The following is a 23,779-nucleotide window of genomic DNA, read 5'->3' as shown; positions in this document are numbered from 1 at the left end:
GGCTTCAGCCGTCACAGGGGCACGACCGCACAGAAGGGAAATTACGTGAAGCACAAGAAGAGCGCTGCCGTTGTCGCCGGCGCCATCATGACCCTGGGACTGGCCGCCCCGGCCATGGCCGACTCGGGTGCCGAAGGTTCCGCGGTCAACTCTCCGGGCGTCCTTTCCGGGAACGTCATCCAGGTTCCCGTGCACGTGCCCGTGAACGTGTGCGGCAACACCCTCAACGTCATTGGCCTGCTGAACCCGTCCGCCGGGAACGCGTGCGCCAACAGCTGACGTCATAGCCGCCACGGCTGAGGCGTCACACACCAGCCGTGGCGGCGGTGTCAGGGCCGGCCTTGGACTGCTCCTTCACGGCGCCAGGGCCGGCTTTCCACTTCTCCCACCTCTACCAGCAGGAAGACAACTAGATTGCGACAGACCCTGAGCAGGGGAATGGTCGCGGCGGCCGCCGCGACGGGCATTCTGTCCCTGTGCGGCAGCCCGGTGTTTGCGGACTCGAACGCGGACAGCACCGCGGCCGGATCACCGGGCGTCGCGTCCGGCAACACCGTCCAGGTCCCCGTGAACATCCCGGTCAACATCTGCGGCAACACCGTCGACGTGATCGCGGCGCTGAACCCCGCCTTCGGCAACACCTGTGCCAACGGCACCAGCGTGCAGACCCCCGAGGAAGACACCCCGACCGTCCCGGAGCAGCCGCCCGGTGACAACACGGGCACCGACACCCCGGGCGGGTCGACCACCACTCCGGAGCAGCCCGTCGGCACGCCGGGCACCGGACAGGACCAGCCGGGCGACAACACGGCGCCGCCGACCGAGACCGTGGACACGCCGCAGATCGGCACCCCGGTGATCAACACGCCCAGCACGTCGTCGCACACGACGCCGGCCCTGGCCGAGACCGGCAGCGAGGGTCTGCTTGCGGCCTCGGCGGTCAGCGTGGCCATGCTGGCCGGTGGGCTCATCCTGTACCGACGCGGCCGGGCGACGTCCCACCGCTAGTGCACCGGGTGCCGGGCGCCGCGTGCGCCCGGCACTCGCGCCACCACCCCGCACGTTCCCTCTTCGGCCGACGGCCCGGGGGCCGCACCCTTCACTCGGGTGCGGCCCCCGGGCCGTCGCCGTGTGCGAGGGGGCGGCAGTAGATCCCCGGCGCGCAAGTACCCCCGCCGGGGCGGAATTCATCACCCCTGTCACAAACGCGTTGCCCGTGTCACACATGTCCCGTGGACGTGGCGCTTCTGTCACACCCGTTTCACAGGCACTGTCCGCCCGTCGAGGTGCGTCGTTGAGCGAGCACAGCCTTTGTGATCGCCAGCGCGCGTCCGGCTCCCCCGACGACCTCCCCCGGTCGCCGCCGCGGCGCGCGCGGGGAGGTGCTACTGATGACCGACCGCAGTCTCTGGTCGTACAAGGACATCGCGGCGCATATCCGAGTGCAGCCGGACACCGTGAGGTCGTACCGAAAACACGGACTGCTGCCACCACCCGACCATGTGGAAAGCGGAAAACCCTATTGGTACGCCGACACGGTCCGGGCATGGGTGGCCGCCCGGCCCGGCAACAGGGGCCGCACCGGTTCCTGACCACCTCCCGCCGCCGTGGCCCGCCCCGGTCGGGGGCGGGCCGCACTGTCGTCTTCGGCCTGCGCGGTCGCCGACGCGCCGGCGCGGGCCCGGGCGGCAACGGGGCCTGGCGATCCGCCACGGCGGCCTCCCGGCCGGCTCAGCTCCACGGTTCGACGACCGTCACTCCCTGGCCCGGGGCCGTCCCCATCGCGGCCAGGGCCTCCGGGGACGCGGACAGCGGGATCGTCGATGTGACCAGCAGGTCGGGGCGCACCGCGCCGGAACGGACCAGTTCCAGCATGGGCGGGTAGGCATGGGCCGCCATGCCGTGGCTGCCTATGATCTCCAGTTCCAGGGCGATCGCCCGGGCCATCGGGACCGGACTCGTACCGGGGGAGGACGGCAGCAGGCCGACCTGGATGTGCCGGCCTCGGCGGCGCAGCCCGTTCACCGATGCGGCGCAGGTCGCCGGGGAGCCGAGCGCATCGAGGGAGAGATGCGCGCCGCCGCCCGTCAGGTCGCGGACCGCCTGCGCCGTGTCCTCGGTGCGCTCGGCGTCCACGCACTCGGCCGCGCCGAACTTCCGTGCCAGTTCGAGGGCTCGGGGCGAGACGTCCACCGCCACGACCCTCGCCCCCGAAGCCGCCGCGATCATCACCGCCGACAGTCCGACGCCCCCGGCGCCGTGCACCGCGACCCACTCCCCCGCGGCCACCCGGCCCTGCTGTACGACCGCGCGGAACGCCGTGGCGAACCGGCATCCCAGCGCGGCCGCCGTGCGGAACGACATCTCCGCGGGCAGCGCCACCAGATTCACGTCCGCGTGCTCCAGGGCCACGTACTGCGCGAAGGACCCCCAGTGTGTGAACCCCGGCTGTGTCTGGCGCTCGCACACCTGCTGGTCGCCCGCCGCGCAGGAGGGGCAACTGCCGCAGGCGCACACGAAGGGCACCGTCACCCGGTCGCCGGGTCGCCGGCCGACCACCCGGGCGCCCACCTCCTCGACCACACCGGCCAGTTCGTGTCCGGGCACGTGCGGGAGAGTGATGTCCGGGTCGTGCCCCATCCAGCCGTGCCAGTCGCTGCGGCACAGCCCCGTCGCCTCGACCCGGACCACGACCCCGTGCTCGGACGGCTCCGGGTCCGCTACCTCACGTACCTCGGCCGGCTCCCCGTACCGCTCGAAGACCACCGCACGCATTAGCCCGCACCCTCCGCCCGTGTCCCCGATCCCCTGCCCCGGGGATCGTCCCTGTGGCGGAACGCTAGCCGTGCACCCCGGCGGTGTCCCGGTCCCGGTCCGCCGCCTTCTCCTCGACGGCCGCCACCGGCTCCTCCTCACGCAGTCCGAACCGTCGGTGGAAGCGCCGCAGCGGGGCCGGGGCCCACCAGGTGGCACGGCCGGTCAGCCGCATCACCGCCGGCACCAGCAGACTGCGCACGACCATCGCGTCCATCAGCACGGCCAGCGCGATACCGAGGCCGAGCATCTTGGTGTTCGTCACCCGGGAGGTGCCGATCGCGACCATCACCACCGCCAGGATGACCGCCGCGGCCGTGATCAGCCCGCCGGTGCGCTGCAGTCCGAAGCGCACCGCCTCGCGATGGTCCCCGGTGCGGTCGTACTCCTCCTTGATACGGGACAGCAGGAACACGCCGTAGTCCATGGAGAGACCGAAGGCCACACAGAACATCAGCACCGGAAGGGTCGTCTCGATCGACCCCGGACTGGTGAATCCCAGCAGACCCGACAGATGCCCGTCCTGGAAGACCCAGACCACCGCGCCGAACATCGCCGTCAGGCTCAGCGCGTTGAGCAGTACGGCCTGGACGGGGATCAGCACGCTGCCGGTCAGCAGGAAGACCAGGATCAGGGTGACCACCGCGATGATGCCCGCGGCCCAGGGCAGCCGCTCGGCGATCGCGTGCTTGGAGTCCACCAGGATCGCGGCCGTGCCTGTCACCGAGGTGTCGAAGGGGGCGGACGTCGCCCTCAGCTCGCCCACCAGCCGCTGCGCTCCGGCGTCCACCGCCTCGCCCCTGGGCTGCACCGTGAAGTACGCGTGCTCGCCCTTCACCAACGGGCCGTCCACCCGCAGTACCCCGGGCAGGGCCGTGATCCGGTCCCTGTAGGCGTCGTACTGGGCGGGGGTGGCCCGGCCCTCGGCCAGCACCTCCAGGCCTCCGCCGGGACTGCCCGGGAACCCGTCCCGTATGTGCTGCTGCACCACATGGGACTCGGCACCCGAGGGCAGCTGGCGGTCGTCCGCGGTGCCGAACTTCACTCCCATGAACGGCAGTCCGAGGACCACCAGGCCGACGGTGGTGGCAACGGCGAACAGTGGGGCACGCCGCATCACAAGGGTCGCCATCCGGCTCCAGCCGCGCCCCTGCGCCGTCGCCCGCGGAGTCCCGCGCCTGAACAGCCGCCGCAGGTCGAGCGCGTTCACCCGGTGGCCCAGCACCATCAGTGCCGCGGGGAGCAGGATCAGCGCCGCCGCGGCGGCCAGCAGCACCACCGCGATGCCGGCGTAGGCGAACGAGCGCAGGAAGTACTGCGGGAAGACGAGCATCGCGGCCAGGGACACGGCGACGGTCAGCGCGGAGAACAGGACGGTGCGTCCCGCGGTGCGCAGGGTGGTGGCCACCGCGCCCAACGGGTCGGCTCCGGCGGACAGTTCCTCGCGGAACCTGCGCACGATGAAGAGCGCGTAGTCGATGGCGAGGCCCAGCCCGAGGGCCGTCGTGAGGTTCAGGGCGAAGACGGAGACGTCGGTGACCTCGGTGAGGCCGCGCAGTACCGCGTTGGTGCCCAGAATGGCGACGATGCCGATGCCCAGCGGCAGCATGGCCGCGACCGCGCTGCCGAACACCGTCACCAGCAGCACCAGCGTGATGGGCAGGGCGATCATCTCGGCCCGGGTCAGATCCTCCTGGATGATCGTCTGCATCTCGGAGCGCACGGCGACCGGGCCGCCGACCTTGACCGTGACCGGCCCGTGCGCGCCTCGGTAGTGGGGCGCGATGCGGTCGAGGGTGTCGCTCGCGGCCTTCTCCTCGCCCGTGATGTGCGCGGCTATCAGCGCTTCGCGGCCGTCCTCGGCGCGCAGTGCAGGTGCTCCCGACTGCCAGTACGAGCCGACCCCTGTGACGCCGTGTTCGGAGGCGAGCCGCGCGGTCAGACGCCGGGCCTCCGCGGCCACCGCCGGATCGTCCGCGGACCTGTGACCCGAGTCGACGAGGAGCAGCAGATTGGGCTGCGAGGCGGGGAACTCCCGCTCCAGCGCGTCGGTCGCGTAGGTGGACTGTGCGGCCGGATCCTGCCAACCGCCGCTGCCCAGCCGGTCCGCGACCCCGCTGCCGGCGACCACCGCGAGTGCGGTGAGGAGCAGCGCGACGAGCAACGACAGCCGGGGCCGCGCCGTCACGAACCGTGTCCAGCCACCGGGCCCCGCCCCGCCCTCACCCGTGTGCCCGGCCCTTTTGGCCGGCTCCGGCGCACCCCCTCCGTCACCGGTCTCCCGGCCGCCCCTGCGGTTGACTTCGGCCATGATGCGGTGTCCCCTTCACCGTGACCCCGCATGCCGTGCATCCGTGCATCCGTGCATCCGTGCAGGCAGCATGGGTCGTCGATTGCCATAGACTGGCAAACACGAGTGAGCGCTCGCGTTTCTCAAGAATGCGAGCGACAACTCGCGTTTGTCAATCGCGTTCCGAGAGGTGGGGACAACGCGTGCCCAGGAGTCAGAAGACCGAGGGGCCTGCCACCGGACCGGGCGCGGAGTCGGCCGGACAGGAGCAGGAGGCCCGGCCGCGCCGCCGCCAGGCCCGGGGCGAGCGCCGTATCGCGCAGCTGCTGCAGGCCGCCGCCGAGGTCTTCTGCCGTACCGGCTACACCGCCGCGAGCACGAACGCCATCGCCCGCGAGGCCGGCGTCTCCCCGGGGACGCTGTACCAGTTCTTCCCGAACAAGGAAGCGATCGCCATCGGCCTCGGTGACCAGCTGCTCCAGCAGTGGCAGGAGTCTCAGGACCGCGCACTGACCGAGGAGAACCTCGGACTCCCCCTGGACCAACTGCTGGACGCCGCGCTCGACCCGCTGATCGCGTTCAACGTCGAGAACCCGGCCTTCGGCGTCCTGCTGCACGGCCCCGACGTCCCCGGGCCGATCGCACAGGAGCACAACACCCTGCACGAGGCGTCCCTCACCCGCATCGAGGGGATGATCGCGGGCTTCCTGCCGGACACCCCGCCCGACGAGCGCTCCCGCACCGCGAACATGCTGCTGGCCCTCTTCAAGGCCGGGCTCGACCTGATCATGTCCCACGACGGCGCTGCACGCGAGGCCTACATCACCGAGCTGAAGACGGCGATGTACCGGTATCTCGAGCCGATGCTGCACGACGACGAGGACGACAGCGGCGACGGCTCCACCGGCCACTCCCCCTGAAGCCCCACCGGCGACCACTCCACGGAGCCCCACCGGCGAGTCCACCCTGAAGCCCTCGTCGGCGGTTTCCGCCCACGGTCGCCGCCGAGGAACCGGCGCGGCTCGCGGACTCGCGCCTGAATCCCTTGGATGAATACCCCCTAGGGGTATAGTCTGGTTCTCGTAAGCCACACGAGCCTCCCCGAGGAGTTGGAGAGATGACCACACAGACCGAGACTCCGGGTTCCGTGACGACCGTCTACAAGGTGAGCGGTATGAGCTGCGGGCACTGCGAGGGCTCCGTCTCCGGCGAGATCTCCGCCATCGCCGGCGTCAGCGCCGTCACCGCCGTCGCGTCCACCGGCGAGGTCACGGTCGTCTCCGCCGCACCCCTCGCCGACGAAGCCGTGCAGGCGGCGGTCGACGAGGCCGGCTTCGAACTCGTCGGCAAGGCCTGAACCAGCATCTGCTCCCCGCACCGGGCCGTACCGACCAGCTGATACTGGCTCCGCACGGCCCGGTCCGTTGTCTGGAGTCCGGACATGACCAGCACCGCAGCACCGGCCGCGATAGACGCGGCCACGCCCTCCGAGGTCGAACTCGCGATCGGCGGCATGACCTGCGCCTCCTGCGCGGCCCGTGTCGAGAAGAAGCTCAACCGCATCGACGGCGTCACCGCCACGGTCAACTTCGCGACGGAGAAGGCGAAGATCGCCTATCCCGCCGGGATCCAGGTCGCCGACCTGATCGCCACGGTGGTGAAGACCGGCTACACGGCCGAGGAACCCCCGCCGCCGCAGCCTGAGCAGCCCGCGGCCGCCGAGGCCGCCGGGGAAGACCCGGAATCGGCCGCCCTCCGTCAGCGACTGACCGTCTCGGCGCTGCTCGCCCTGCCCGTCGTACTGCTCTCGATGGTCCCCGCCCTGCAGTTCGACAACTGGCAGTGGCTCTCACTGACGCTGGCCGCGCCCGTCGTCGTATGGGGCGGACTGCCCTTCCACAAGGCGGCGTTCACCAACGCCCGGCACGGCGCGGCCACGATGGACACCCTGGTGTCGGTCGGCACGCTCGCGGCGTTCGGCTGGTCGCTGTGGGCGCTGTTCTGGGGGGACGCGGGCATGCCCGGCATGCGCCACGGCTTCGACCTCACCGTCTCCCGCACGGACGGGTCCTCGGCCCTCTATCTCGAAGTGGCCGCCGGTGTCGTCGCGTTCATCCTGCTCGGCCGCTATCTGGAGGCCCGCTCCAAGCGGCGCGCCGGCGCGGCCCTGAGGGCGCTGCTCGAACTGGGCGCGAAGGACGTCGCGGTCCTGCGGGACGGCCGTGAGGTGCGCGTTCCGGTGGCCCTGCTGACCGTCGGCGACCGGTTCGTCGTACGGCCCGGCGAGAAGATCGCCACGGACGGGACGGTCGTCGAGGGCGCCTCGGCGGTCGACGCCTCCATGCTCACCGGAGAGTCGGTGCCGGTCGACGTGACCGTGGGCGACCGCGTGACCGGCGCGACCGTCAACGCCGGGGGCCGCCTGGTGGTCGAGGCCACCCGGGTCGGCGCGGACACCCAGCTCGCACGGATGGCGCGGCTCGTGGAGGACGCGCAGAACGGCAAGGCGGAGGTGCAGCGCCTGGCCGACCGCATCTCCGGGATCTTCGTGCCCGTCGTCCTGCTGATCGCCCTCGGCACATTCGGGGTGTGGCTCGGCGTCACCGGAGACACCGTCGCCGCCTTCACCGCGGCCGTAGCGGTGCTGATCATCGCCTGCCCGTGCGCGCTGGGGCTCGCCACCCCGACCGCCCTGATGGTCGGCACGGGCCGCGGTGCCCAGCTCGGCATCCTCATCAAGGGCCCGGAGGTGCTGGAGTCCACGCGCCGGGTCGACACGGTGGTCCTGGACAAGACCGGAACGGTCACCACGGGCCGGATGGCCCTCCAGGGGGTGCACACCGCCGAGGAAGAGGACGAGAAGGACGCCCTGCGGCTCGCCGGAGCCCTCGAGCACGCCTCCGAGCACCCGATCGCCAGGGCGATCGCGGCAGGCGCTCAGGAGCGCCTCGGCGGGCTTCCCGCCCCTGACCGGTTCGAGAACGTCCCGGGCCTCGGCGTGCGCGGGCGCGTGGAGGGGCACGAGGTCACCGTGGGCCGCTTCCCGGACGCCCTTCCGGACGCGCTGGCCCGGGCGAAGGCGGAGGCCGAGGCCGAGGGACGCACGGCCGTGGTGGTCGCGCGCGACGGCGTGGCACTCGGCGTCCTCACCGTCGCCGACGCCATCAAGGAGACCAGCGCCGAGGCCGTACGGGGGCTCCGGGCCCTGGGCCTCAGGCCCGTCCTGCTGACCGGGGACAACCGGGCGGTCGCCGAGGCCGTGGCGGGTGCCGTGGGCATCGCCGCGGGCGACGTGTTCGCCGAGGTGCTGCCGGAGGAGAAGGTCGCCGTCGTCAGGCGACTCCAGAGCGAGGGACGGACCGTCGCCATGGTCGGTGACGGCGTCAACGACGCGGCCGCACTGGCCACCGCGGATCTGGGACTGGCCATGGGGACCGGGACGGACGCGGCGATCGAGGCGAGCGATCTGACGCTGGTGCGCGGGGATCTGCGGGTGGCCGCGGACGCCATCCGGCTCTCACGGCGCACGCTCTCGACGATCAAGGGGAATCTGGTGTGGGCCTTCGGGTACAACGTGGCCGCGCTGCCCCTGGCCGCCGCCGGGCTCCTGAACCCGATGATCGCGGGTGCGGCGATGGCCTTCTCGTCGGTCTTCGTGGTCACCAACAGCCTTCGGCTGCGGGCATTCTCATGACGAGAGGGTGAGAGTCCCTCTAGAGTCCGACGCGAGCCTCACATAAGCTCTTCACAAGGCTCGCGCATCATCCTTACGCTGGGGGCCTCGGTCGACGTATCGGGGCTCTTGCGTATCTTCAGGACATATGCGAGAGACACAGATCACAATGATGTGAACGTAACCAGCGGAAGGGTTCGTGAGTCTAAGTTGGCGGTGTCAGAAGCGTCTTGGGGGGCGTGACTGACATCCGGGGATGTCTTGGGGGACGTTCCCAGGAAACTGCGTTGCCGGGACACGTACACCGGGGAGCTTTGAGCGGCCCTCCCGTACGCGTCCCGGCAGAGCGCACCGCAGTGTTATGCCGAGTTGTGCTCGTTTTGCTCACAGCGATTCAGGCGCTGTCCCGCAAACGCCCGGCCGGATCCCGTGGGGGGAATCCGCACCGGGACATGGGAAGGCGCCCTGCACGTCGGCCCGTGGGGGGACCGGCTGTGGGGCGCCTTCCGCTTTTCACAAGACTTTTCATACGGCTTGAGACGAGGATCCGTCACCGCACCTGGCGTACGTCGCTCTACGACGACGTACGCCCTGCCTACGTAATCCTGCTCAGCGCTCCTCGACCGGAACGAAGTCGCGCTCGACCACGCCGGTGTAGATCTGGCGCGGGCGGCCGATGCGGGAACCCGGCTCCTTGATCATCTCGTGCCACTGGGCGATCCAGCCCGGCAGTCGACCGAGGGCGAACAGGACCGTGAACATCTCGGTCGGGAAGCCCATCGCGCGGTAGATCAGACCGGTGTAGAAGTCCACGTTCGGGTAGAGCTTGCGCTCGACGAAGTAGCTGTCGGACAGCGCGTGCTCCTCGAGCTTCAGGGCGATGTCGAGCAGTTCGTCCGACTTGCCCAGCGCGGAGAGCACATCGTGCGCGGCGGCCTTGATGATCTTGGCGCGCGGGTCGAAGTTCTTGTAGACCCGGTGGCCGAAGCCCATCAGGCGGACGCCGTCCTCCTTGTTCTTCACCTTGCGGATGAAGGTGTCGACGTCGTTGCCGGAGTCGCGGATGCCCTCGAGCATCTCCAGGACGGACTGGTTGGCGCCACCGTGCAGCGGGCCCCACAGCGCGTTGATGCCGGCCGAGATCGAGGCGAACATGTTGGCCTGCGACGAACCCACCAGGCGCACGGTCGAGGTCGAGCAGTTCTGCTCGTGGTCCGCGTGCAGGATCAGCAGCTTGTCCAGCGCGGAGACGACGACCGGGTCCAGGTCGTAGTCCTGCGCCGGGACGGAGAACGTCATACGCAGGAAGTTCTCGACGTACCCGAGGTCGTTGCGCGGGTAGACGAAGGGGTGACCGATCGACTTCTTGTAGGCGTACGCGGCGATCGTCGGAAGCTTGGCGAGCAGGCGGATGGTGGAGAGGTTCCGCTGCTTCTCGTCGAAGGGGTTGTGGCTGTCCTGGTAGAAGGTGGACAGCGCGGAGACCACCGAGGAGAGCATCGCCATCGGGTGCGCGTCGCGGGGGAAGCCCGTGTAGAAGTTCTTGACGTCCTCGTGCAGCAGGGTGTGCTGCGTGACCTCGTTCTTGAAGGCGGAGAGCTCGTCGACGGTCGGCAGCTCACCGTTGATCAGCAGGTAGGCGACCTCCAGGAAGGTGGAACGCTCGGCCAGCTGCTCGATCGGGTAGCCGCGATACCGGAGGATGCCCTGCTCGCCGTCGAGGTAGGTGATGGCGGATTTATATGCGGCGGTGTTGCCGTAACCGCTGTCCAGGGTGACCAGACCGGTCTGGGCGCGGAGCTTCCCGATGTCGAAGCCCATGTCACCGACGGTGCTGTCGACCACCGGGTAGGTGTACTCGTCGCCGTCGTACCGCAGTACTACAGAGTTGTCGCTCACGTCTTCCCTCACCGACGTAGTGCCTCATCTTCGAGGTGCCCTGACTGTCTCTACCATCCCCCATTTGGCGCAGGAGAGTGCACTCGGGGTCGACCTTTGGGCGCATCGGCGGCACTGAGTGCCGTCAACCTGCTCATCGTGCCCCCCGTCGACCGGTTCCGGAAGTGCTCTGTGACCTTTGCGACTCGTTTGATCGATCATTTTTTTCAATGAAGGGTGCGGATGCGAACCGGGCCGGGGCTCAGCCCTCGACGGGCCTCGGCGACAGCCTGAAATCCAGGGCCGTGCAGCGCCGGCCCGCCGAGACCGTGCGGACCGCCTGCCCGATCGCCTTACGGGAACCGACGAGCACGACCAGCTTCTTCGCCCTGGTGACGGCCGTGTAGAGGAGGTTGCGCTGGAGCATCATCCACGCCCCGGTGGTGACGGGGATCACCACCGCCGGATACTCGCTGCCCTGCGAGCGGTGGATGGTCACCGCGTAGGCATGCGCCAGCTCGTCCAGCTCGTCGAACTCGTACGCCACCTCCTCGTCCTCGTCCGTCAGCACCGTGAGGCGCTGATCGACCGGGTCGAGCGAGGTGACCACGCCCACGGTGCCGTTGAAGACACCGTTCTTCCCCTTCTCGTAATTGTTGCGAATCTGGGTGACCTTGTCGCCGACACGGAAGACCCGGCCGCCGAACCGCTTCTCGGGCAGATCCGGACGGGCGGGGGTGACCGCTTGCTGGAGCAGCCCGTTCAGCGTGCCGGCGCCTGCGGGTCCTCGGTGCATGGGCGCGAGCACCTGCACGTCGCGGCGCGGGTCGAGACCGAACCGGGCCGGGATCCGCCGCGCCGCCACGTCCACGGTGAGACGACCGGCCTCCTCGGTGTCGTCCTCGACGAAGAGGAAGAAGTCCTTCAGGCCGTCGGTGAGCGGATGCTGCCCGGAGTTGATGCGGTGCGCGTTGGTGACGACGCCCGACTGCTGGGCCTGGCGGAAGACGCGGGTGAGGCGGACGGCGGGAACGGGACTTCCGTCGGTGAGCAGATCCCTGAGGACCTCCCCGGCGCCGACGCTGGGCAGTTGGTCGACGTCACCGACGAAGAGCAGGTGGGCGCCGGGCGGCACGGCCTTCACCAGTTTGTTGGCGAGCAGCAGGTCGAGCATGGACGCCTCGTCGACGACGACCAGGTCCGCGTCGAGCGGGCGGTCCCGGTCGTAGGCCGCGTCGCCGCCCGGCTTCAGCTCCAGCAGCCGGTGCACGGTGGAGGCCTCGGCCCCGGTCAGCTCGGACAGGCGTTTGGCCGCGCGGCCGGTGGGCGCGGCCAGGACGACCTTGGCCCGCTTGGCCCGGGCGAGCTCGACGATGGAGCGCACCGTGAAGGACTTGCCGCAGCCGGGCCCTCCGGTCAGGACGGCGACCTTCTTGGTCAGCGCGAGCCGCACGGCCTCCTCCTGCTCGGGCGCCAACTCCGTTCCCGTGCGCCCCTTGAGCCAGCCCAGCGCCTTGTCCCACGCCACGTCCCCGAACACGGGCATCCGGTCCTCGTCCGTGCGCAGCAGGCGCAGCAGCTGGGCGGAGAGGGACAGCTCGGCGCGGTGGAAGGGGACGAGGTAGACGGCCGTGACCGGGTCCCCGCCGTCCGGCCCGGGCACCCTCTCCCTCACGACGCCGGGGTCGGAGTCGTCCTCGGGGGGCGCAGCCAGCTCGGCCAGGCACTCGATGACCAGCCCGGTGTCGACCTGGAGGAGCTTGACCGCGTCCGCGATCAGCCGCTCCTCCGGGAGATAGCAGTGGCCCTGGTCGGTCGACTGGGACAGGGCGTACTGCAGACCGGCCTTGACTCGCTCCGGGCTGTCGTGCGGGATCCCGACGGACCGGGCGATCCGGTCGGCGGTGAGGAATCCGATGCCCCAGACGTCCGAGGCGAGGCGGTACGGCTGGTTCTTGACGACGGAGATGGAGGCGTCGCCGTACTTCTTGTAGATGCGTACGGCGATGGACGTGGAGACCTCGACGCTCTGCAGGAAGAGCATGACCTCCTTGATCGCCTTCTGCTCCTCCCAGGCGTCGGCGATCTTCTTGGTCCGCTTCGGGCCGAGCCCGGGCACCTCGATGAGCCGCTTGGGCTCCTCCTCGATGATCTGGAGGGTGTCGAGCCCGAAGTGCTGGGTGATCCGGTCGGCGAAGACGGGTCCGATGCCCTTGACCAGGCCGGAGCCGAGATAGCGGCGAATGCCCTGGACGGTGGCCGGGAGGACGGTCGTGTAGTTCTCGACGGTGAACTGCTTGCCGTACTGCGGGTGGGAGCCCCAGCGCCCCTCCATCCGCAGCGACTCGCCCACCTGGGCGCCGAGGAGCGCTCCGACGACGGTGAGCAGATCACCGGCGCCGCGGCCGGTGTCGACGCGGGCGACCGTGTATCCGTTCTCCTCGTTGGCGTACGTGATCCGCTCGAGCACACCCTCCAGCACGGCGAGGTGCCGCTCCCCGGCACCCGCCTGCCCCGCCCGACTCGACTCCTGGGTCATGATCCGACGCTACCGAAGAGGACCGACAGTGACGACGACACGGTCCTCACGGCCCCGGACTCCTGCATGCTGGGGCCATGGAGCCGGTGCTGCGCGGCCTGCCGTCCGCCTTCTGGAGTGTTCCCTACGTGGGCTCGCGCTTCCCGGGGTCGCCGGCAGTGGCGGCGCGCCCGGGCCTGGCGGCCGGCGCGAACTGCCAGCTGTTCGCGTACGAGGTGCTGCGCCACTTCGGACTGGTCCCACCCGCCCTGCGCTCGAGCGACCTGTGGACGGACACACGGGCCACGGTCCGTGTGTCCGCGGCCCGGCCTCTCGACCTGATGCTCTTCAACTCCACCGACGACGCCTACGGCGCGCACGTCGGGGTGCGGACGGGAGAGGAACGGGTGCTGCACCTGTGCGCGGAGGTGGGCCGGCCGGCGGTCTGGGAGCCGGCGGAGTTCGCGGCGCGGGAACGGTACCGGGTGCTGGTCGGCATCAAGCGGGTGACGGCGGGCCGGGAGAACAGGGGTGCCTGCAACAGTTACTGACAATCCGGGGGGGCTCCGACGAGTGGCTTTCCCGTTGGCTCCCCTGCAGATCAGGTCTCGAACTCACCCAGCCAGCTGCGCTGGACGAGGTGCTTGGGAAGGTAGTCGGACTCGACCTCGATCGGGATCCCGCCGTCATGCGCGAGACAGACGACCGCCAGGAGGCCGAGGGCCACCAGTCCGTCGACCCGTTGGGCACGGTCCTCGTCCGCGGTCCAGTACTGTTTGTGCAGCTCAAGGGCCTCCACCAGGGCCTGGTTGAAACCCTGCTCGTCCTTGCGTACGAAGCGGTGGAAGAGGTTGATCGGCTGGTAGAGAATGTTCTGCAGCAGGTCGGGCGGGGTGATCGTCGCGGCTTCCGGATAGGACCCCTCGATGGCGGCCACCAGCTTCTCGACCAGTCCTGGACGCCTGAGCCAGTAAGTCTGCAGGGCATCCACCCAGTGGTAGACGTATTCGTCCACCTCGGCACCGGATGCCCGCAAGAGCTCGATCGGGACCTCGCAGAGCTGAGCCATGCGGTTCTGTTCACGGCAGACGACCGCGAGCCAGAAAGCCGTGAGCCAGTTGCCCGCATCCGAGTAATCCTGCGGACCCGTCGCGGGAATGGTCCGCATCTCCCGGTTGATACGGCATTGCACCGATTCCTCGGTCGTCACCGCCGCAGCGAACATCGCCGAACCCACCTGCATCGCGGTGACCACGGCTTCCCATGTCTCCAGTTGCCCCGCCCGCGGATCGACGGCACAGCGCGCGTCCATGTGCAGGATCGCCTTGCCCAGCGTCGAGTTGAACATGCGGGGCGATTCTTCCAGCCATTGGATCGACTTCGCCGTGCTTTCACCGAGCGACTTGGCGTAGGCCTCGTCATCGGGGCCCGGAGCTCCATGCCGTGCCACTCGTACACTCACTGCACTCTCCCGATCACCCGATGTCGAACTTCGACATAGTGTACCCGGCATACTCGCCGACGTTACGATTGCCCTTGACGACGATATAGTCCAACTTGTTGTCCTTCAGGGCGCGTTCGAGTTCATCCGCCAGATCCATTTCCTTCGGGTTCTGTCGGCCTCGTCCCCGCATTTCGCGGAGAATATCGTCGAAGTACTTCCTCGTCCCCTGGGACACCCGCTCACCATTGGGCAGATTGCGCGCCCCCAGCTCCGTGTCCACGCTGCTCTTGGCCTCGACGACCACGTAGCCGCCGTCATCACGTCGCCAGACCTGGTCGAACTGGTCATTGCCGTTCAGGGGACCGTCCAGCGGTTCCCGGGTGGCATGTGGATAGTGCTCGGGTATGACGTGGTGTTCGGCTATGGATTCGCCGTAGGCTTCGGCGCTGTCCCGCATGTCACGGTGCGCCGCCTTGTACTCGTAGGTCCGCTCCGTCCGCGTGAGCTCTGTTTCCGAATTGGGCGCGTCGTGATGTGCCTGTACGGCTTCCGCCTTGTGACGACCGGCCGCCTGGTCGTAGTTGACCGCCTGGTGCCGATGAGCCGCCGCATCGTCAAGGGTCTTGAGCCCCTCGGGGGTGATGTGCTCCCGACCGCGCACCACGGAATCCTCGAGGTAATCGGGCTTCAGAGGCTCCGGGGCTTCCTTGGCCGAAATCCACTCGCCGGTGTTCATGTCCTTGACGAGTTGAGGAGGGACGAGGCCCGTGTGGTCGGGAATCTCGACGCTCTTACGATTGCCGTTGGATTTGTAGAACTCTTTGAAGTAGTCCGGGTCGTGGTTTGCCCGCGCCACCTGCTCCTGCATGATCTCGAGCTTGCGCTCGGGAGACATGTGCGCGGGGTCCTCGGGACCGTCATGGGCGACAGGAGCCTCGTCACCCGGATTGTGCCCGCCGGGTGTGTGCTCCCCGGCACCACCCATGTCGTCGGCCGTGTGACCGAGATCGTCCAAGGGCCCCCGGCCGGACGGCACGCCATGGCCATGACCCGGCATGGTGTCGGTGCCGCCGCCCGGCAGGTCGTGTCCGGTGCCGGGTTCGTGGCCGTGGCCGCCCGGCAGGTGGTCGTCCGCCCTGGTGGGTAGCGCGTTGTCCGGGGCGTGTCCGGGGGCGTGGGTGTCGAGACTGTTGGCCGGCATGTTGTCGGGTGCGTGTCCGCCGGGGAGGTGGTCTCCGGCATGCCCGCCGGGAAGATGGTCCCCTGTGTGCACGGTCGGGATGTTCTCGCCGCCGGCGTGGACGGTGGGCATGTCGTTGCCGGCGTGGACGGCGGCGTCGTCGCCGGTGCGGCCCACGTCGCCGAGGTCATGACCCGCGCTGTCGCCCAGGCGGATGTGCTGCCCGGCCTGTTCCGCGGCATGGGTGCCCGCGCCGACCAGCGCCGGTTCCTTCACCGGGGACGGTGTGTGCGGGACGTCGGAACCGGCGTGCGGATCGCCGAGGTCGGGCTGGTCCACGATGTCGCCCGGACCGTCCTCGGCCTTCTGCAGCACATCGCCGTGCTCGTCGAGGATGTTGCCGTGCGGGTCCATGTACTGCGCCGGCGCGCCGTGCTCGGTCGGCAGCTTCATGCTGCCCTCCGGCAGCACCGGCCCGTCGTGCGGCAGCTGGAAGTTGCCGTCCGGCAGCTTGACCGCACCCTCCGGGATCACCGAACCCTCGGGCAGATGCACGGTGCCGTCCGGCAGCTTCAACGCACCCTCGGGCAGCGTGATCGCGTTGTCGGGGAGTTTGGGGATCTCGATGTTGCCGACGCCCTTCAGCGCCTTGCTGATGTCCCCGATCTTCGACAGACCCGCACCCGCACCCTTGGCGACATACGTCATCGGATCGATGACCTTGCCCGCCTTACCCGCCAACGACAACGCCTTCGCTACCGCACCCGCCTTGCCCGCACCCGACGCCGCACCACCCGCACCACCCGTGAACACCGTCGTCAACACATTGAACGTCACCGCACCCGCAGCACGAGCAGGATTCTTCCCCCACTCGTCCCACGCCACCAACGCCTTACCCGTCTCCTTCATCGCCGTACGCGAATCACGCAACCACGACGGCAACTTGTCATCCGGCAACGCCCAGAACAACGCCCCCGCACCCGGCACCGACGAAATCACCAAACCCGTCGCCAACTGCGCCAGACCCTTCCACGCCTGACCCATCGCCTCCCAACCACCAAAACCCACCAACGTACCCAGGCCCTTGATCGTCCCCCACACGCCATCCACGATCAGCCCGTCCCACACAAACGACTTCACCCAATGGCCGACCTCATACCAGTGATGCCGCTCCTCCACCGGATCACCCCAGGGAAGCTTCGCGCCCTTCATGTCCTCGGCACTGAACCCGTACTGGTCCTTACGCTCCGAACCATCCCCCGCCACCATCTGCGTCCCACCGAACAACGCAGTGATCTTGTTATGACACGTCCGCTCCGCCGCCCAGAACGCCGCCACCGCCGCCGTCACATCATCACGAATCCGATTGTGACGATCGACCTTGTCCCCGTCGTACTCCCAATCCCCATCACCCTCGACGGAATCCACGAACGCCGTCGCATCCGCCTTCAACTGCTTCAGCCTCGCCACCAGCGGACGGATCTCCACCGCATACGACGACAACGCCGACGACACCGTCTCCAGATCACCCGCGAACCCGTCCGCCCGATCCGCCACCGGCTTCGTCGTCGCGAACAACCGCTCCGCCTCCGGCGCCGTGTAATACGCCGACAAGCCCTGGAACTGCGTATGCACATCCCGACCCGTGGAACGGATATGCGACGCATCCGACCTCAGATCCCCGTAATCCTTCTCCAACTGCGCCAGATCACCCGTGAACTGCGGAATCTGCCCAGGATCGATCACGCCCCACCCACCCCCGGCACATCCACCCGCGGCTCCGCCAACGCCCCCCGCTGCGCCCGCGCCGCCATCTCCTCATCCCCCCGCAAATACGCCGTCGTCGCATCCACCGCACCCTGCAACGACTTCCCCGCCCGCAACGCGATGTACTGCAAATCCTTCGTCGCATGCTCCGCATACTGCGACAACGCCAAAGCCACCAAACCCCCCTGCGGCTTCCCCCCACCACCCCCGCCACCCTCAGCAGACACAGTCCCCGCACTCGACGCCGCCGACGTCAGATGCTCCCCATACGCCTTCGCCTGACCCTCAAGATGCGACGCCGTCTCACCCGTCGACTTCAACACACCCTGAATACCCTGCGGCTTCAGATCCCAGCCGGTCATCCCCGTCGTCCTCCGCGTCCAGCCCAGCAACAGCCACCGTCACGTGACGACCCGAAAGCCGCCCAGGACCGCCGACGGGGCCGACCGTCGTCCACGCCCGCCGGCCCCGACCAACACCACCCACGTCAGCCGATGTTGTCCACCGCCGACTTCGCCTTCGCGATCGTCGACTGCGCCGTCGAATCGTTCTGCTCCAACGTCGACTTCAACAACCCGATAATGTTCTTGACCTCCTGCGACGCACGATTCCACCGCAACTCCTTGCCGTGGTACTCATCCGCCACACCATCAGCCGAGAAATCCGCCATCGCAGCCTTCACCTGACGATCACGCTGCGCAATAACCTCCTCCAACCGGCCGATCACCGCCTGGATATTGCCCTGCACATCCGCCGACGCACCCGTGTCATACGACCGACGATCCGCACCCGAACCCGCCATCACACACCACTCCCCGTAAAGACCCAGCCCAACAACCCCGCACCACAGCACAGTTCAACGAAACGAGACACACACCACCCAAGCCCCACGGCTCAACGGAAACGCGCACCGTCGAAGTTCGCCGCCGACATCTGACCCCGAGCGTTGTCACCCTGCTCCTGATCACCCGAGGAGAACGCCGAATCCATCCCCGACTGACCACCCAGGATCGCCGCCAACGACCCGTTCAACTCCCTGGCGATCCCATCCGCCCGCAACTTGAACTGATCGAACGCCACCCGACCCGCACCGTTGAACTTCCCCTCCAACGGCTGCGCCGCCTGCACCAACTGACGGATCAACGTCCCCAGATCATCACTCGACCCACGCGAATCCTTCATCAGCGTCGACAGGGTCTGCGCCCCCATATCGAACTTCATCTTGCCTCCCCCTGTGGCGAGTTGACCTCACTGAACGATTCTGCACTCTCCATGTTCACGTCCAGCCGTCGCACTCGCAACCACCTGACGTCACAGCCCTGCTACAGGGAGCAGACCTCGAGCCGCCGTGCGCACACCCGCACCGACGCGTCCCGCCTGCCCGAAAGGCGGCGGCGCCGCCCGGGCAAGGCCCGCCGGACGACGGCGACATGAGACCTGGATCACACGGGTCACAATCGGGTCTCGGTAGCCCTCAACCCTTGATTCCCCTTCGTGTAATCGATTCCAATCCTTCGTGTCAGTCGTGTAAACGATTCCACGACTCACAAACGGACCCAAAGGACCCACAAGGAGGTGGTCCGGCGATGGCGAGCATCAAGGACGTCGCCGCAGAGGCGGGCGTTTCCGTCGCCACTGTGTCGCGCGTCCTGAACGACCACCCGTCGGTCAGCGCCGACGCGCGTACCCGCGTGCTGGCCGCCGTGGAGGCGCTGGGCTATCGCCCCAACGCCGTCGCCCGGTCCCTGCGCACCGACCAGACCCGCACCCTCGGCCTGGTCATCAGCGATGTACTGAACCCCTACTTCACCCACCTGGCCCGCTCCGTGGAGGAGGAGGCCCGCGCACTCGGCTACAGCGTGATCATCGGCAACGCCGACGAACGGCCCGACCTCCAGGACCACCATGTGCGGACCCTGCTGGACCGCCGGATCGACGGACTGCTCGTCTCGCCGACCGACGGAGGGTCGCCGCTCATGCTGGACGCGGCGCGGTCCGGGACGCCGATGGTCTTCGTCGACCGGTGGATCGCGGGCGTCGACGTACCCGTGGTGCGCTCCGACGGGCGCACCGCCGTGCACGACCTCGTCGCGCATCTGCACGGGCTCGGACACCGCCGGCTCGCGATCATCGCGGGCCCGGCGGCGACCACGACGGGACGTGAGCGTGTCGAGGCCTTCCGGCAGGCCCTGGCCGCCTACGGGCTGCCCCTCCCGGACAGCCACATAGGACAGGGCGACTTCCAGGCCGAGAGCGGGCGCCGGGCCATGGAGCGGTTCCTGGATCTGGCCGAGCCGCCCGAGGCCGTCTTCGCCGCCGACAACCTCATGGCGCTCGGCGCGCTGGACGCCGTCCGTGTGCGCGGCCTGCGGGTACCGGACGACATCGCGCTCGCCGCGTTCGACGACATCCCGTGGTTCGTGCACACCGATCCGCCGATCACCGCCATAGCCCAGCCCACGGGCGAGCTGGGACGCGCCGCCGTGCGTGCGCTGGTCGACCGGATCGAGGGGCGGCCCCCCGAGTCCGTCACCCTTCCCGCCCGCCTCGTCGCGCGCCGCTCGTGCGGCGAGCCCGCTTCCGCTGAGCCCCGGGCCCTGCGGAAGCCCCCGGTTCTCCAGGAGGCCACGGCTTCCACGGAGCCGTCCCCCGCAACGAACAGGAGCCAGTCGTGAGCAACCCGGACGAGTTGCTGCGCATCGAAGGCATACGCAAGACCTTCCCCGGCGTGGTCGCCCTCGACGGCGTCGACTTCGACCTGCGCAGGGGCGAGGTGCATGTGCTGCTCGGTGAGAACGGCGCGGGCAAGAGCACCCTCATCAAGATGCTCTCCGGCGCCTACCGCCCCGATGGCGGGCGGATCCTGGCCGGCGGCGAGGAGGTGCGCATCAACAGTGCGCAGGACTCCGAGCGCCTCGGGATCGCCACCATCTACCAGGAGTTCAACCTCGTTCCCGACCTGACCGTCGCCGAGAACATCTTCCTCGGCCGGCAGCCGCGCCGGCTCGGGATGATCGACAGGAAGCGGATGGAGGCCGACGCCGCCCGGCTCCTGGAACGCGTCGGTGTGCAGGTGTCCCCTCGCGCCCGGATCCGTGAACTCGGCATCGCACGTCTTCAGATGATCGAGATCGCCAAGGCGCTGAGCCTGGACGCGCGGGTGCTCATCATGGACGAGCCGACGGCCGTGCTCACCTCCGAAGAGGTCGAGAAGCTGTTCTCCATCGTCCGCACACTGCGCGAGGACGGCGTCGGGATCGTCTTCATCACCCACCATCTCGAGGAGATCGCCGCCCTCGGGGACCGGGTGACCGTGATCCGCGACGGCAGGAGCGTCGGGCAGGTGCCCGCCTCCACACCCGAGGACGAACTCGTACGCCTCATGGTGGGGCGGTCGATCGAGCAGCAGTACCCGCGCGAACGGCCCGCATCGGGCGGTGCGTTGCTCACCGTCGAGGGCCTCACCCGCAACGGGGTGTTCCACGACGTGTCCTTCGAGGTGCGGGCCGGTGAGGTCGTCGGCATCGCCGGGCTCGTCGGGGCCGGCCGTACGGAGGTCGTCCGGGCCGTGTTCGGTGCCGACCCCTATGACAAGGGCGCGGTGAAGGTCGCGGGTACCGAGGTCCGGCGGCACGACGTGAACGCCGCGATGGATGCCGGTATCGGGCTCGTGCCCGAGGACCGCAAGGGCCAGGGGCTTCTCCTCGACGCGTCCGTCGAGGAGAACCTGGGGCTCGTGACCATGCGGACCGCGACCCACGGCGGTCTGGTCGACCGCAGGGGCCAGCGGGCCGCCGCCGCGAAGGTCGCCGAGCAGCTCGGTGTGCGGATGGCCGGACTCGGGCAGCACGTGCGCACCCTGTCCGGCGGCAACCAGCAGAAGGTCGTCATCGGCAAGTGGCTGCTGGCGAACACCAAGGTGCTCATCCTCGACGAGCCGACGCGCGGTATCGACGTCGGCGCCAAGGTCGAGATCTACCAGCTGATCAACGAACTCACGGCCGCCGGCGCCGCCGTCCTGATGATCTCCAGCGATCTGCCCGAGGTGCTCGGCATGAGCGACCGGGTGCTGGTGATGGCCCAGGGCCGGATCGCGGGCGAGCTGACCGCCGACGAGGCGACGCAGGACTCCGTCATGGCGCTCGCCGTCTCCACACCCACCACGTCTGTCAATGAAAGGGAGGCCACCCGTGGCCACTGACACGCTCAAGGGCACAGCGGGCGCCGGTGGCGCCACGGGCGTGCGCCGCCTGCTCCTCGACAACGGCGCGCTCACCGCGCTGATCGTCCTGGTCATCGCCATGTCGGCGCTGTCCGGCGACTTCCTCACGACGGACAACCTGCTGAACATCGGCGTGCAGGCGGCGGTGACCGCCATCCTCGCCTTCGGTGTCACCTTCGTGATCGTCTCGGCGGGCATCGACCTGTCGGTCGGCTCGGTCGCCGCCCTGTCGGCCACGGTGCTCGCCTGGAGTGCCACCTCCGCGGGGATCCCGGTCGTCATAGCCGTGCTCCTCGCCATCGCGACGGGCCTCGCGTGCGGTCTCGTCAACGGCATCCTGATCTCGTACGGCAAGCTGCCGCCGTTCATCGCGACGCTCGCCATGCTGTCGGTGGGCCGCGGTCTGTCGCTGGTGATCTCACAGGGTTCCCCGATCGCGTTCCCCAGCTCGATCTCGCACCTGGGTGACACGCTCGGCGGCTGGCTGCCCGTGCCGGTGCTGGTCATGGTCGTCGTGGGCCTGATCACCGCGTTCGTGCTGGGCCGCACCTACATCGGCCGCTCGATGTACGCCATCGGCGGCAACGAGGAGGCCGCGCGCCTGTCCGGTCTGCGGGTGAAGAAGCAGAAGCTCGCGATCTACGCGCTGTCCGGTCTGTTCGCCGCGGCGGCGGGCATCGTGCTCGCCTCGCGGCTGTCGTCGGCGCAGCCCCAGGCCGCCAACGGCTACGAGCTCGACGCGATCGCCGCGGTCGTCATCGGCGGCGCCTCCCTCGCGGGCGGCACCGGCAAGGCCTCCGGCACGCTGATCGGCGCGCTGATCCTCGCGGTGCTGCGCAACGGCCTCAACCTCCTCTCGGTGTCGGCCTTCTGGCAGCAGGTCGTGATCGGTGTCGTGATCGCCCTGGCGGTCCTGCTGGACACGGTGCGGCGCAAGGCGGGGGCCACGCCGGTCGCCGCGGGCACCTCTCCGGGCGGCAAGGGCAAGCAGGCGGCGACATACGTGCTGGCCGCCGTGGTCGCGGCGGCCGTGGTGGGCGGAGTCTCCTTCCTGCACGGTGGTTCCTCCTCCACGACGCAGAAGATCGGTCTGTCGCTCTCCACCCTCAACAACCCCTTCTTCGTGCAGATCAAGTCGGGCGCGCAGGCGGAGGCGAAGAAGCTGGGCGTCGACCTGACCGTCACGGACGCCCAGAACGATGCCTCGCAGCAGGCCAACCAGCTGCAGAACTTCACCAGCTCGGGCCTGAGTTCGATCATCGTCAACCCGGTGGACTCGGACGCCGCGGGCCCCGCGGTGCGGGGCGCGAACAAGGCCGACATCCCCGTCGTGGGCGTCGACCGGGCCGTCAACAAGGCGAAGACGGCGGCGCTGGTCGCCTCCGACAACATCGAGGGCGGCAAGCTCGCCGCTCAGGCGCTCGCCGAGAAGCTGGGCGGCAAGGGCAGGATCATCATCCTGCAGGGCCAGGCGGGCACGTCCGCGAGCCGTGAGCGCGGGGCCGGCTTCGCCGAGGGCCTCAAGGCCTACCCGGGCATCCAGGTCCTGGCCAAGCAGCCGGCCGACTTCGACCGGACCAAGGGCCTCGACGTGATGTCGAACCTGCTCCAGGCGCACCCGGACGTCCAGGGCGTCTTCGCCGAGAACGACGAGATGGCGCTCGGCGCGATCAAGGCACTCGGCTCCAAGGCCGGAACGTCGGTCCAGGTCGTCGGCTTCGACGGCGAGCCCGACGGCCTGAACGCGGTCAAGGCAGGCACGCTGTACGCCTCGGTGGCACAGCAGCCGACGCAGCTCGGCCGGATCGCGGTCGACAACGCGCTGCGGGCCGCCGAGGGCAAGAAGGTCGCCGAGACGGTGAAGGTTCCGGTGAAGGTGGTCACGAAGCAGAACGTGGCCGGGTTCAGCGGCTGACCCCCGCGCCCGTCCGGCGCCTCGGCCGCGGGCCGCGCCTCGGGTGCGGTCCGTGGCCGGGCGCCGGCCTCACCGATG

General features: G+C 69.2%; 19 protein-coding genes. 10 read left to right on the top strand and 9 right to left on the bottom strand.

Annotated features, from left to right (window positions below):
- Nucleotides 1-87: 87 nt before the first annotated feature.
- The 3 genes from RCR19_RS23635 (at nucleotide 88) to RCR19_RS23625 (ending at nucleotide 1,592) form a co-directional block, all read left to right on the top strand.
- Nucleotides 88-279, top strand: coding sequence for a chaplin (locus RCR19_RS23635; protein WP_059131325.1), 192 nt, complete (start codon nucleotides 88-90; stop codon nucleotides 277-279).
- Nucleotides 280-414: 135 nt separating this feature from the next.
- Nucleotides 415-1,008, top strand: coding sequence for a chaplin family protein (locus RCR19_RS23630; protein WP_331266937.1), 594 nt, complete (start codon nucleotides 415-417; stop codon nucleotides 1,006-1,008).
- 383 nt (nucleotides 1,009-1,391) lie between these two features.
- Nucleotides 1,392-1,592 (top strand): MerR family transcriptional regulator, encoded by a 201-nt coding sequence (locus RCR19_RS23625; protein ID WP_059131312.1) that lies wholly within the window; start codon nucleotides 1,392-1,394, stop codon nucleotides 1,590-1,592.
- A gap of 139 nt (nucleotides 1,593-1,731) precedes the next feature.
- Here RCR19_RS23625 and RCR19_RS23620 read toward each other — a convergent pair whose 3' ends face one another.
- Complete coding sequence (locus tag RCR19_RS23620) at nucleotides 1,732-2,775, bottom strand: zinc-dependent alcohol dehydrogenase family protein (protein WP_331266936.1); 1,044 nt, start codon at nucleotides 2,773-2,775, stop codon at nucleotides 1,732-1,734.
- Nucleotides 2,776-2,839: 64 nt separating this feature from the next.
- Nucleotides 2,840-5,125: an MMPL family transporter gene (locus tag RCR19_RS23615; protein WP_331266935.1), complete on the bottom strand. Its 2,286-nt coding sequence runs from the start codon at nucleotides 5,123-5,125 to the stop codon at nucleotides 2,840-2,842.
- Between the two features lie 182 nt (nucleotides 5,126-5,307).
- Here RCR19_RS23615 and RCR19_RS23610 point away from each other — a divergent pair, with 182 nt between their 5' ends.
- From RCR19_RS23610 to RCR19_RS23600, 3 genes are all read left to right on the top strand, one after another.
- Entirely contained in the window at nucleotides 5,308-6,024 is a 717-nt protein-coding gene (locus RCR19_RS23610; protein WP_331266934.1) for a TetR family transcriptional regulator, read from the top strand.
- A gap of 197 nt (nucleotides 6,025-6,221) precedes the next feature.
- The gene (locus RCR19_RS23605) at nucleotides 6,222-6,461 is read left to right on the top strand and encodes a heavy-metal-associated domain-containing protein (protein WP_331266933.1); all 240 of its coding nucleotides are present in this window, start codon (nucleotides 6,222-6,224) and stop codon (nucleotides 6,459-6,461) included.
- Nucleotides 6,462-6,545: 84 nt separating this feature from the next.
- A complete protein-coding gene (locus RCR19_RS23600) occupies nucleotides 6,546-8,798 on the top strand; it encodes a heavy metal translocating P-type ATPase (protein WP_331266932.1) in 2,253 nt (750 codons plus the stop codon).
- 588 nt (nucleotides 8,799-9,386) lie between these two features.
- Here the strand turns inward: RCR19_RS23600 and RCR19_RS23595 are convergent.
- Nucleotides 9,387-10,676 carry a citrate synthase gene (locus RCR19_RS23595; protein WP_331266931.1) on the bottom strand — a complete coding sequence of 430 codons (1,290 nt, stop codon included), beginning with the start codon at nucleotides 10,674-10,676 and terminating at the stop codon, nucleotides 9,387-9,389.
- Nucleotides 10,677-10,917: 241 nt separating this feature from the next.
- On the bottom strand, nucleotides 10,918-13,194 hold the full coding sequence (locus tag RCR19_RS23590; protein WP_331266930.1) for an ATP-dependent RecD-like DNA helicase: 2,277 nt from the start codon (nucleotides 13,192-13,194) through the stop codon (nucleotides 10,918-10,920).
- A gap of 77 nt (nucleotides 13,195-13,271) precedes the next feature.
- Here RCR19_RS23590 and RCR19_RS23585 point away from each other — a divergent pair, with 77 nt between their 5' ends.
- Entirely contained in the window at nucleotides 13,272-13,724 is a 453-nt protein-coding gene (locus tag RCR19_RS23585; RefSeq protein ID WP_331266929.1) for a hydrolase, read from the top strand.
- A 50-nt stretch (nucleotides 13,725-13,774) separates the two neighbouring features.
- Here RCR19_RS23585 and RCR19_RS23580 read toward each other — a convergent pair whose 3' ends face one another.
- The 5 genes from RCR19_RS23580 to RCR19_RS23560 form a co-directional block, all read right to left on the bottom strand.
- On the bottom strand, nucleotides 13,775-14,635 hold the full coding sequence (locus RCR19_RS23580) for an immunity 49 family protein (RefSeq protein WP_059131321.1): 861 nt from the start codon (nucleotides 14,633-14,635) through the stop codon (nucleotides 13,775-13,777).
- A gap of 13 nt (nucleotides 14,636-14,648) precedes the next feature.
- Entirely contained in the window at nucleotides 14,649-17,543 is a 2,895-nt protein-coding gene (locus RCR19_RS23575) for a hypothetical protein (RefSeq protein ID WP_331266928.1), read from the bottom strand.
- Complete coding sequence (locus tag RCR19_RS23570; protein ID WP_331266927.1) at nucleotides 17,540-17,926, bottom strand: DUF6507 family protein; 387 nt, start codon at nucleotides 17,924-17,926, stop codon at nucleotides 17,540-17,542. Before RCR19_RS23570 ends, RCR19_RS23575 begins: the two co-directional genes overlap by 4 nt.
- A gap of 125 nt (nucleotides 17,927-18,051) precedes the next feature.
- A complete protein-coding gene (locus tag RCR19_RS23565; RefSeq protein WP_331266926.1) occupies nucleotides 18,052-18,366 on the bottom strand; it encodes a pore-forming ESAT-6 family protein in 315 nt (104 codons plus the stop codon).
- 92 nt (nucleotides 18,367-18,458) lie between these two features.
- The gene (locus tag RCR19_RS23560) at nucleotides 18,459-18,785 is read right to left on the bottom strand and encodes a hypothetical protein (protein WP_331266925.1); all 327 of its coding nucleotides are present in this window, start codon (nucleotides 18,783-18,785) and stop codon (nucleotides 18,459-18,461) included.
- Nucleotides 18,786-19,150: 365 nt separating this feature from the next.
- Here RCR19_RS23560 and RCR19_RS23555 point away from each other — a divergent pair, with 365 nt between their 5' ends.
- From RCR19_RS23555 to RCR19_RS23545, 3 genes are read left to right on the top strand one after another with little or no spacing between them, the layout of a single operon-like run.
- On the top strand, nucleotides 19,151-20,239 hold the full coding sequence (locus tag RCR19_RS23555) for a LacI family DNA-binding transcriptional regulator (protein WP_331266924.1): 1,089 nt from the start codon (nucleotides 19,151-19,153) through the stop codon (nucleotides 20,237-20,239).
- Complete coding sequence (locus tag RCR19_RS23550; protein WP_331266923.1) at nucleotides 20,236-21,765, top strand: sugar ABC transporter ATP-binding protein; 1,530 nt, start codon at nucleotides 20,236-20,238, stop codon at nucleotides 21,763-21,765. The genes RCR19_RS23555 and RCR19_RS23550 overlap by 4 nt, the downstream gene beginning before the upstream one ends.
- Entirely contained in the window at nucleotides 21,755-23,701 is a 1,947-nt protein-coding gene (locus RCR19_RS23545; RefSeq protein WP_115975382.1) for a substrate-binding domain-containing protein, read from the top strand. Before RCR19_RS23550 ends, RCR19_RS23545 begins: the two co-directional genes overlap by 11 nt.
- Nucleotides 23,702-23,779 lie beyond the last annotated feature (78 nt).

This window comes from Streptomyces sp. WAC07094 (genome assembly GCF_036320405.1).
Taxonomy (GTDB): Bacteria; Actinomycetota; Actinomycetes; order Streptomycetales; family Streptomycetaceae; genus Streptomyces; species Streptomyces lannensis.
Note: the sequence above shows the minus strand (reverse complement) of the source record. Positions and strands in the feature narration are given on the sequence as shown.

What these genes read in the sequence shown, in the direction of transcription:
- RCR19_RS23635 (WP_059131325.1), top strand. Translation starts at nt 88, where the DNA reads ATGACCCTGGGACTGGCCGCCCCGGCCATGGCCGACTCGGGTGCCGAA.
- RCR19_RS23625 (WP_059131312.1), top strand. Translation starts at nt 1,392, where the DNA reads ATGACCGACCGCAGTCTCTGGTCGTACAAGGACATCGCGGCGCATATC.
- RCR19_RS23620 (WP_331266936.1), bottom strand. Translation starts at nt 2,775, where the DNA reads ATGCGTGCGGTGGTCTTCGAGCGGTACGGGGAGCCGGCCGAGGTACGT.
- RCR19_RS23615 (WP_331266935.1), bottom strand. Translation starts at nt 5,125, where the DNA reads ATGGCCGAAGTCAACCGCAGGGGCGGCCGGGAGACCGGTGACGGAGGG.
- RCR19_RS23605 (WP_331266933.1), top strand. Translation starts at nt 6,222, where the DNA reads ATGACCACACAGACCGAGACTCCGGGTTCCGTGACGACCGTCTACAAG.
- RCR19_RS23600 (WP_331266932.1), top strand. Translation starts at nt 6,546, where the DNA reads ATGACCAGCACCGCAGCACCGGCCGCGATAGACGCGGCCACGCCCTCC.
- RCR19_RS23590 (WP_331266930.1), bottom strand. Translation starts at nt 13,194, where the DNA reads ATGACCCAGGAGTCGAGTCGGGCGGGGCAGGCGGGTGCCGGGGAGCGG.
- RCR19_RS23585 (WP_331266929.1), top strand. Translation starts at nt 13,272, where the DNA reads ATGGAGCCGGTGCTGCGCGGCCTGCCGTCCGCCTTCTGGAGTGTTCCC.
- RCR19_RS23570 (WP_331266927.1), bottom strand. Translation starts at nt 17,926, where the DNA reads ATGACCGGCTGGGATCTGAAGCCGCAGGGTATTCAGGGTGTGTTGAAG.
- RCR19_RS23565 (WP_331266926.1), bottom strand. Translation starts at nt 18,366, where the DNA reads ATGGCGGGTTCGGGTGCGGATCGTCGGTCGTATGACACGGGTGCGTCG.
- RCR19_RS23560 (WP_331266925.1), bottom strand. Translation starts at nt 18,785, where the DNA reads ATGAAGTTCGATATGGGGGCGCAGACCCTGTCGACGCTGATGAAGGAT.
- RCR19_RS23555 (WP_331266924.1), top strand. Translation starts at nt 19,151, where the DNA reads ATGGCGAGCATCAAGGACGTCGCCGCAGAGGCGGGCGTTTCCGTCGCC.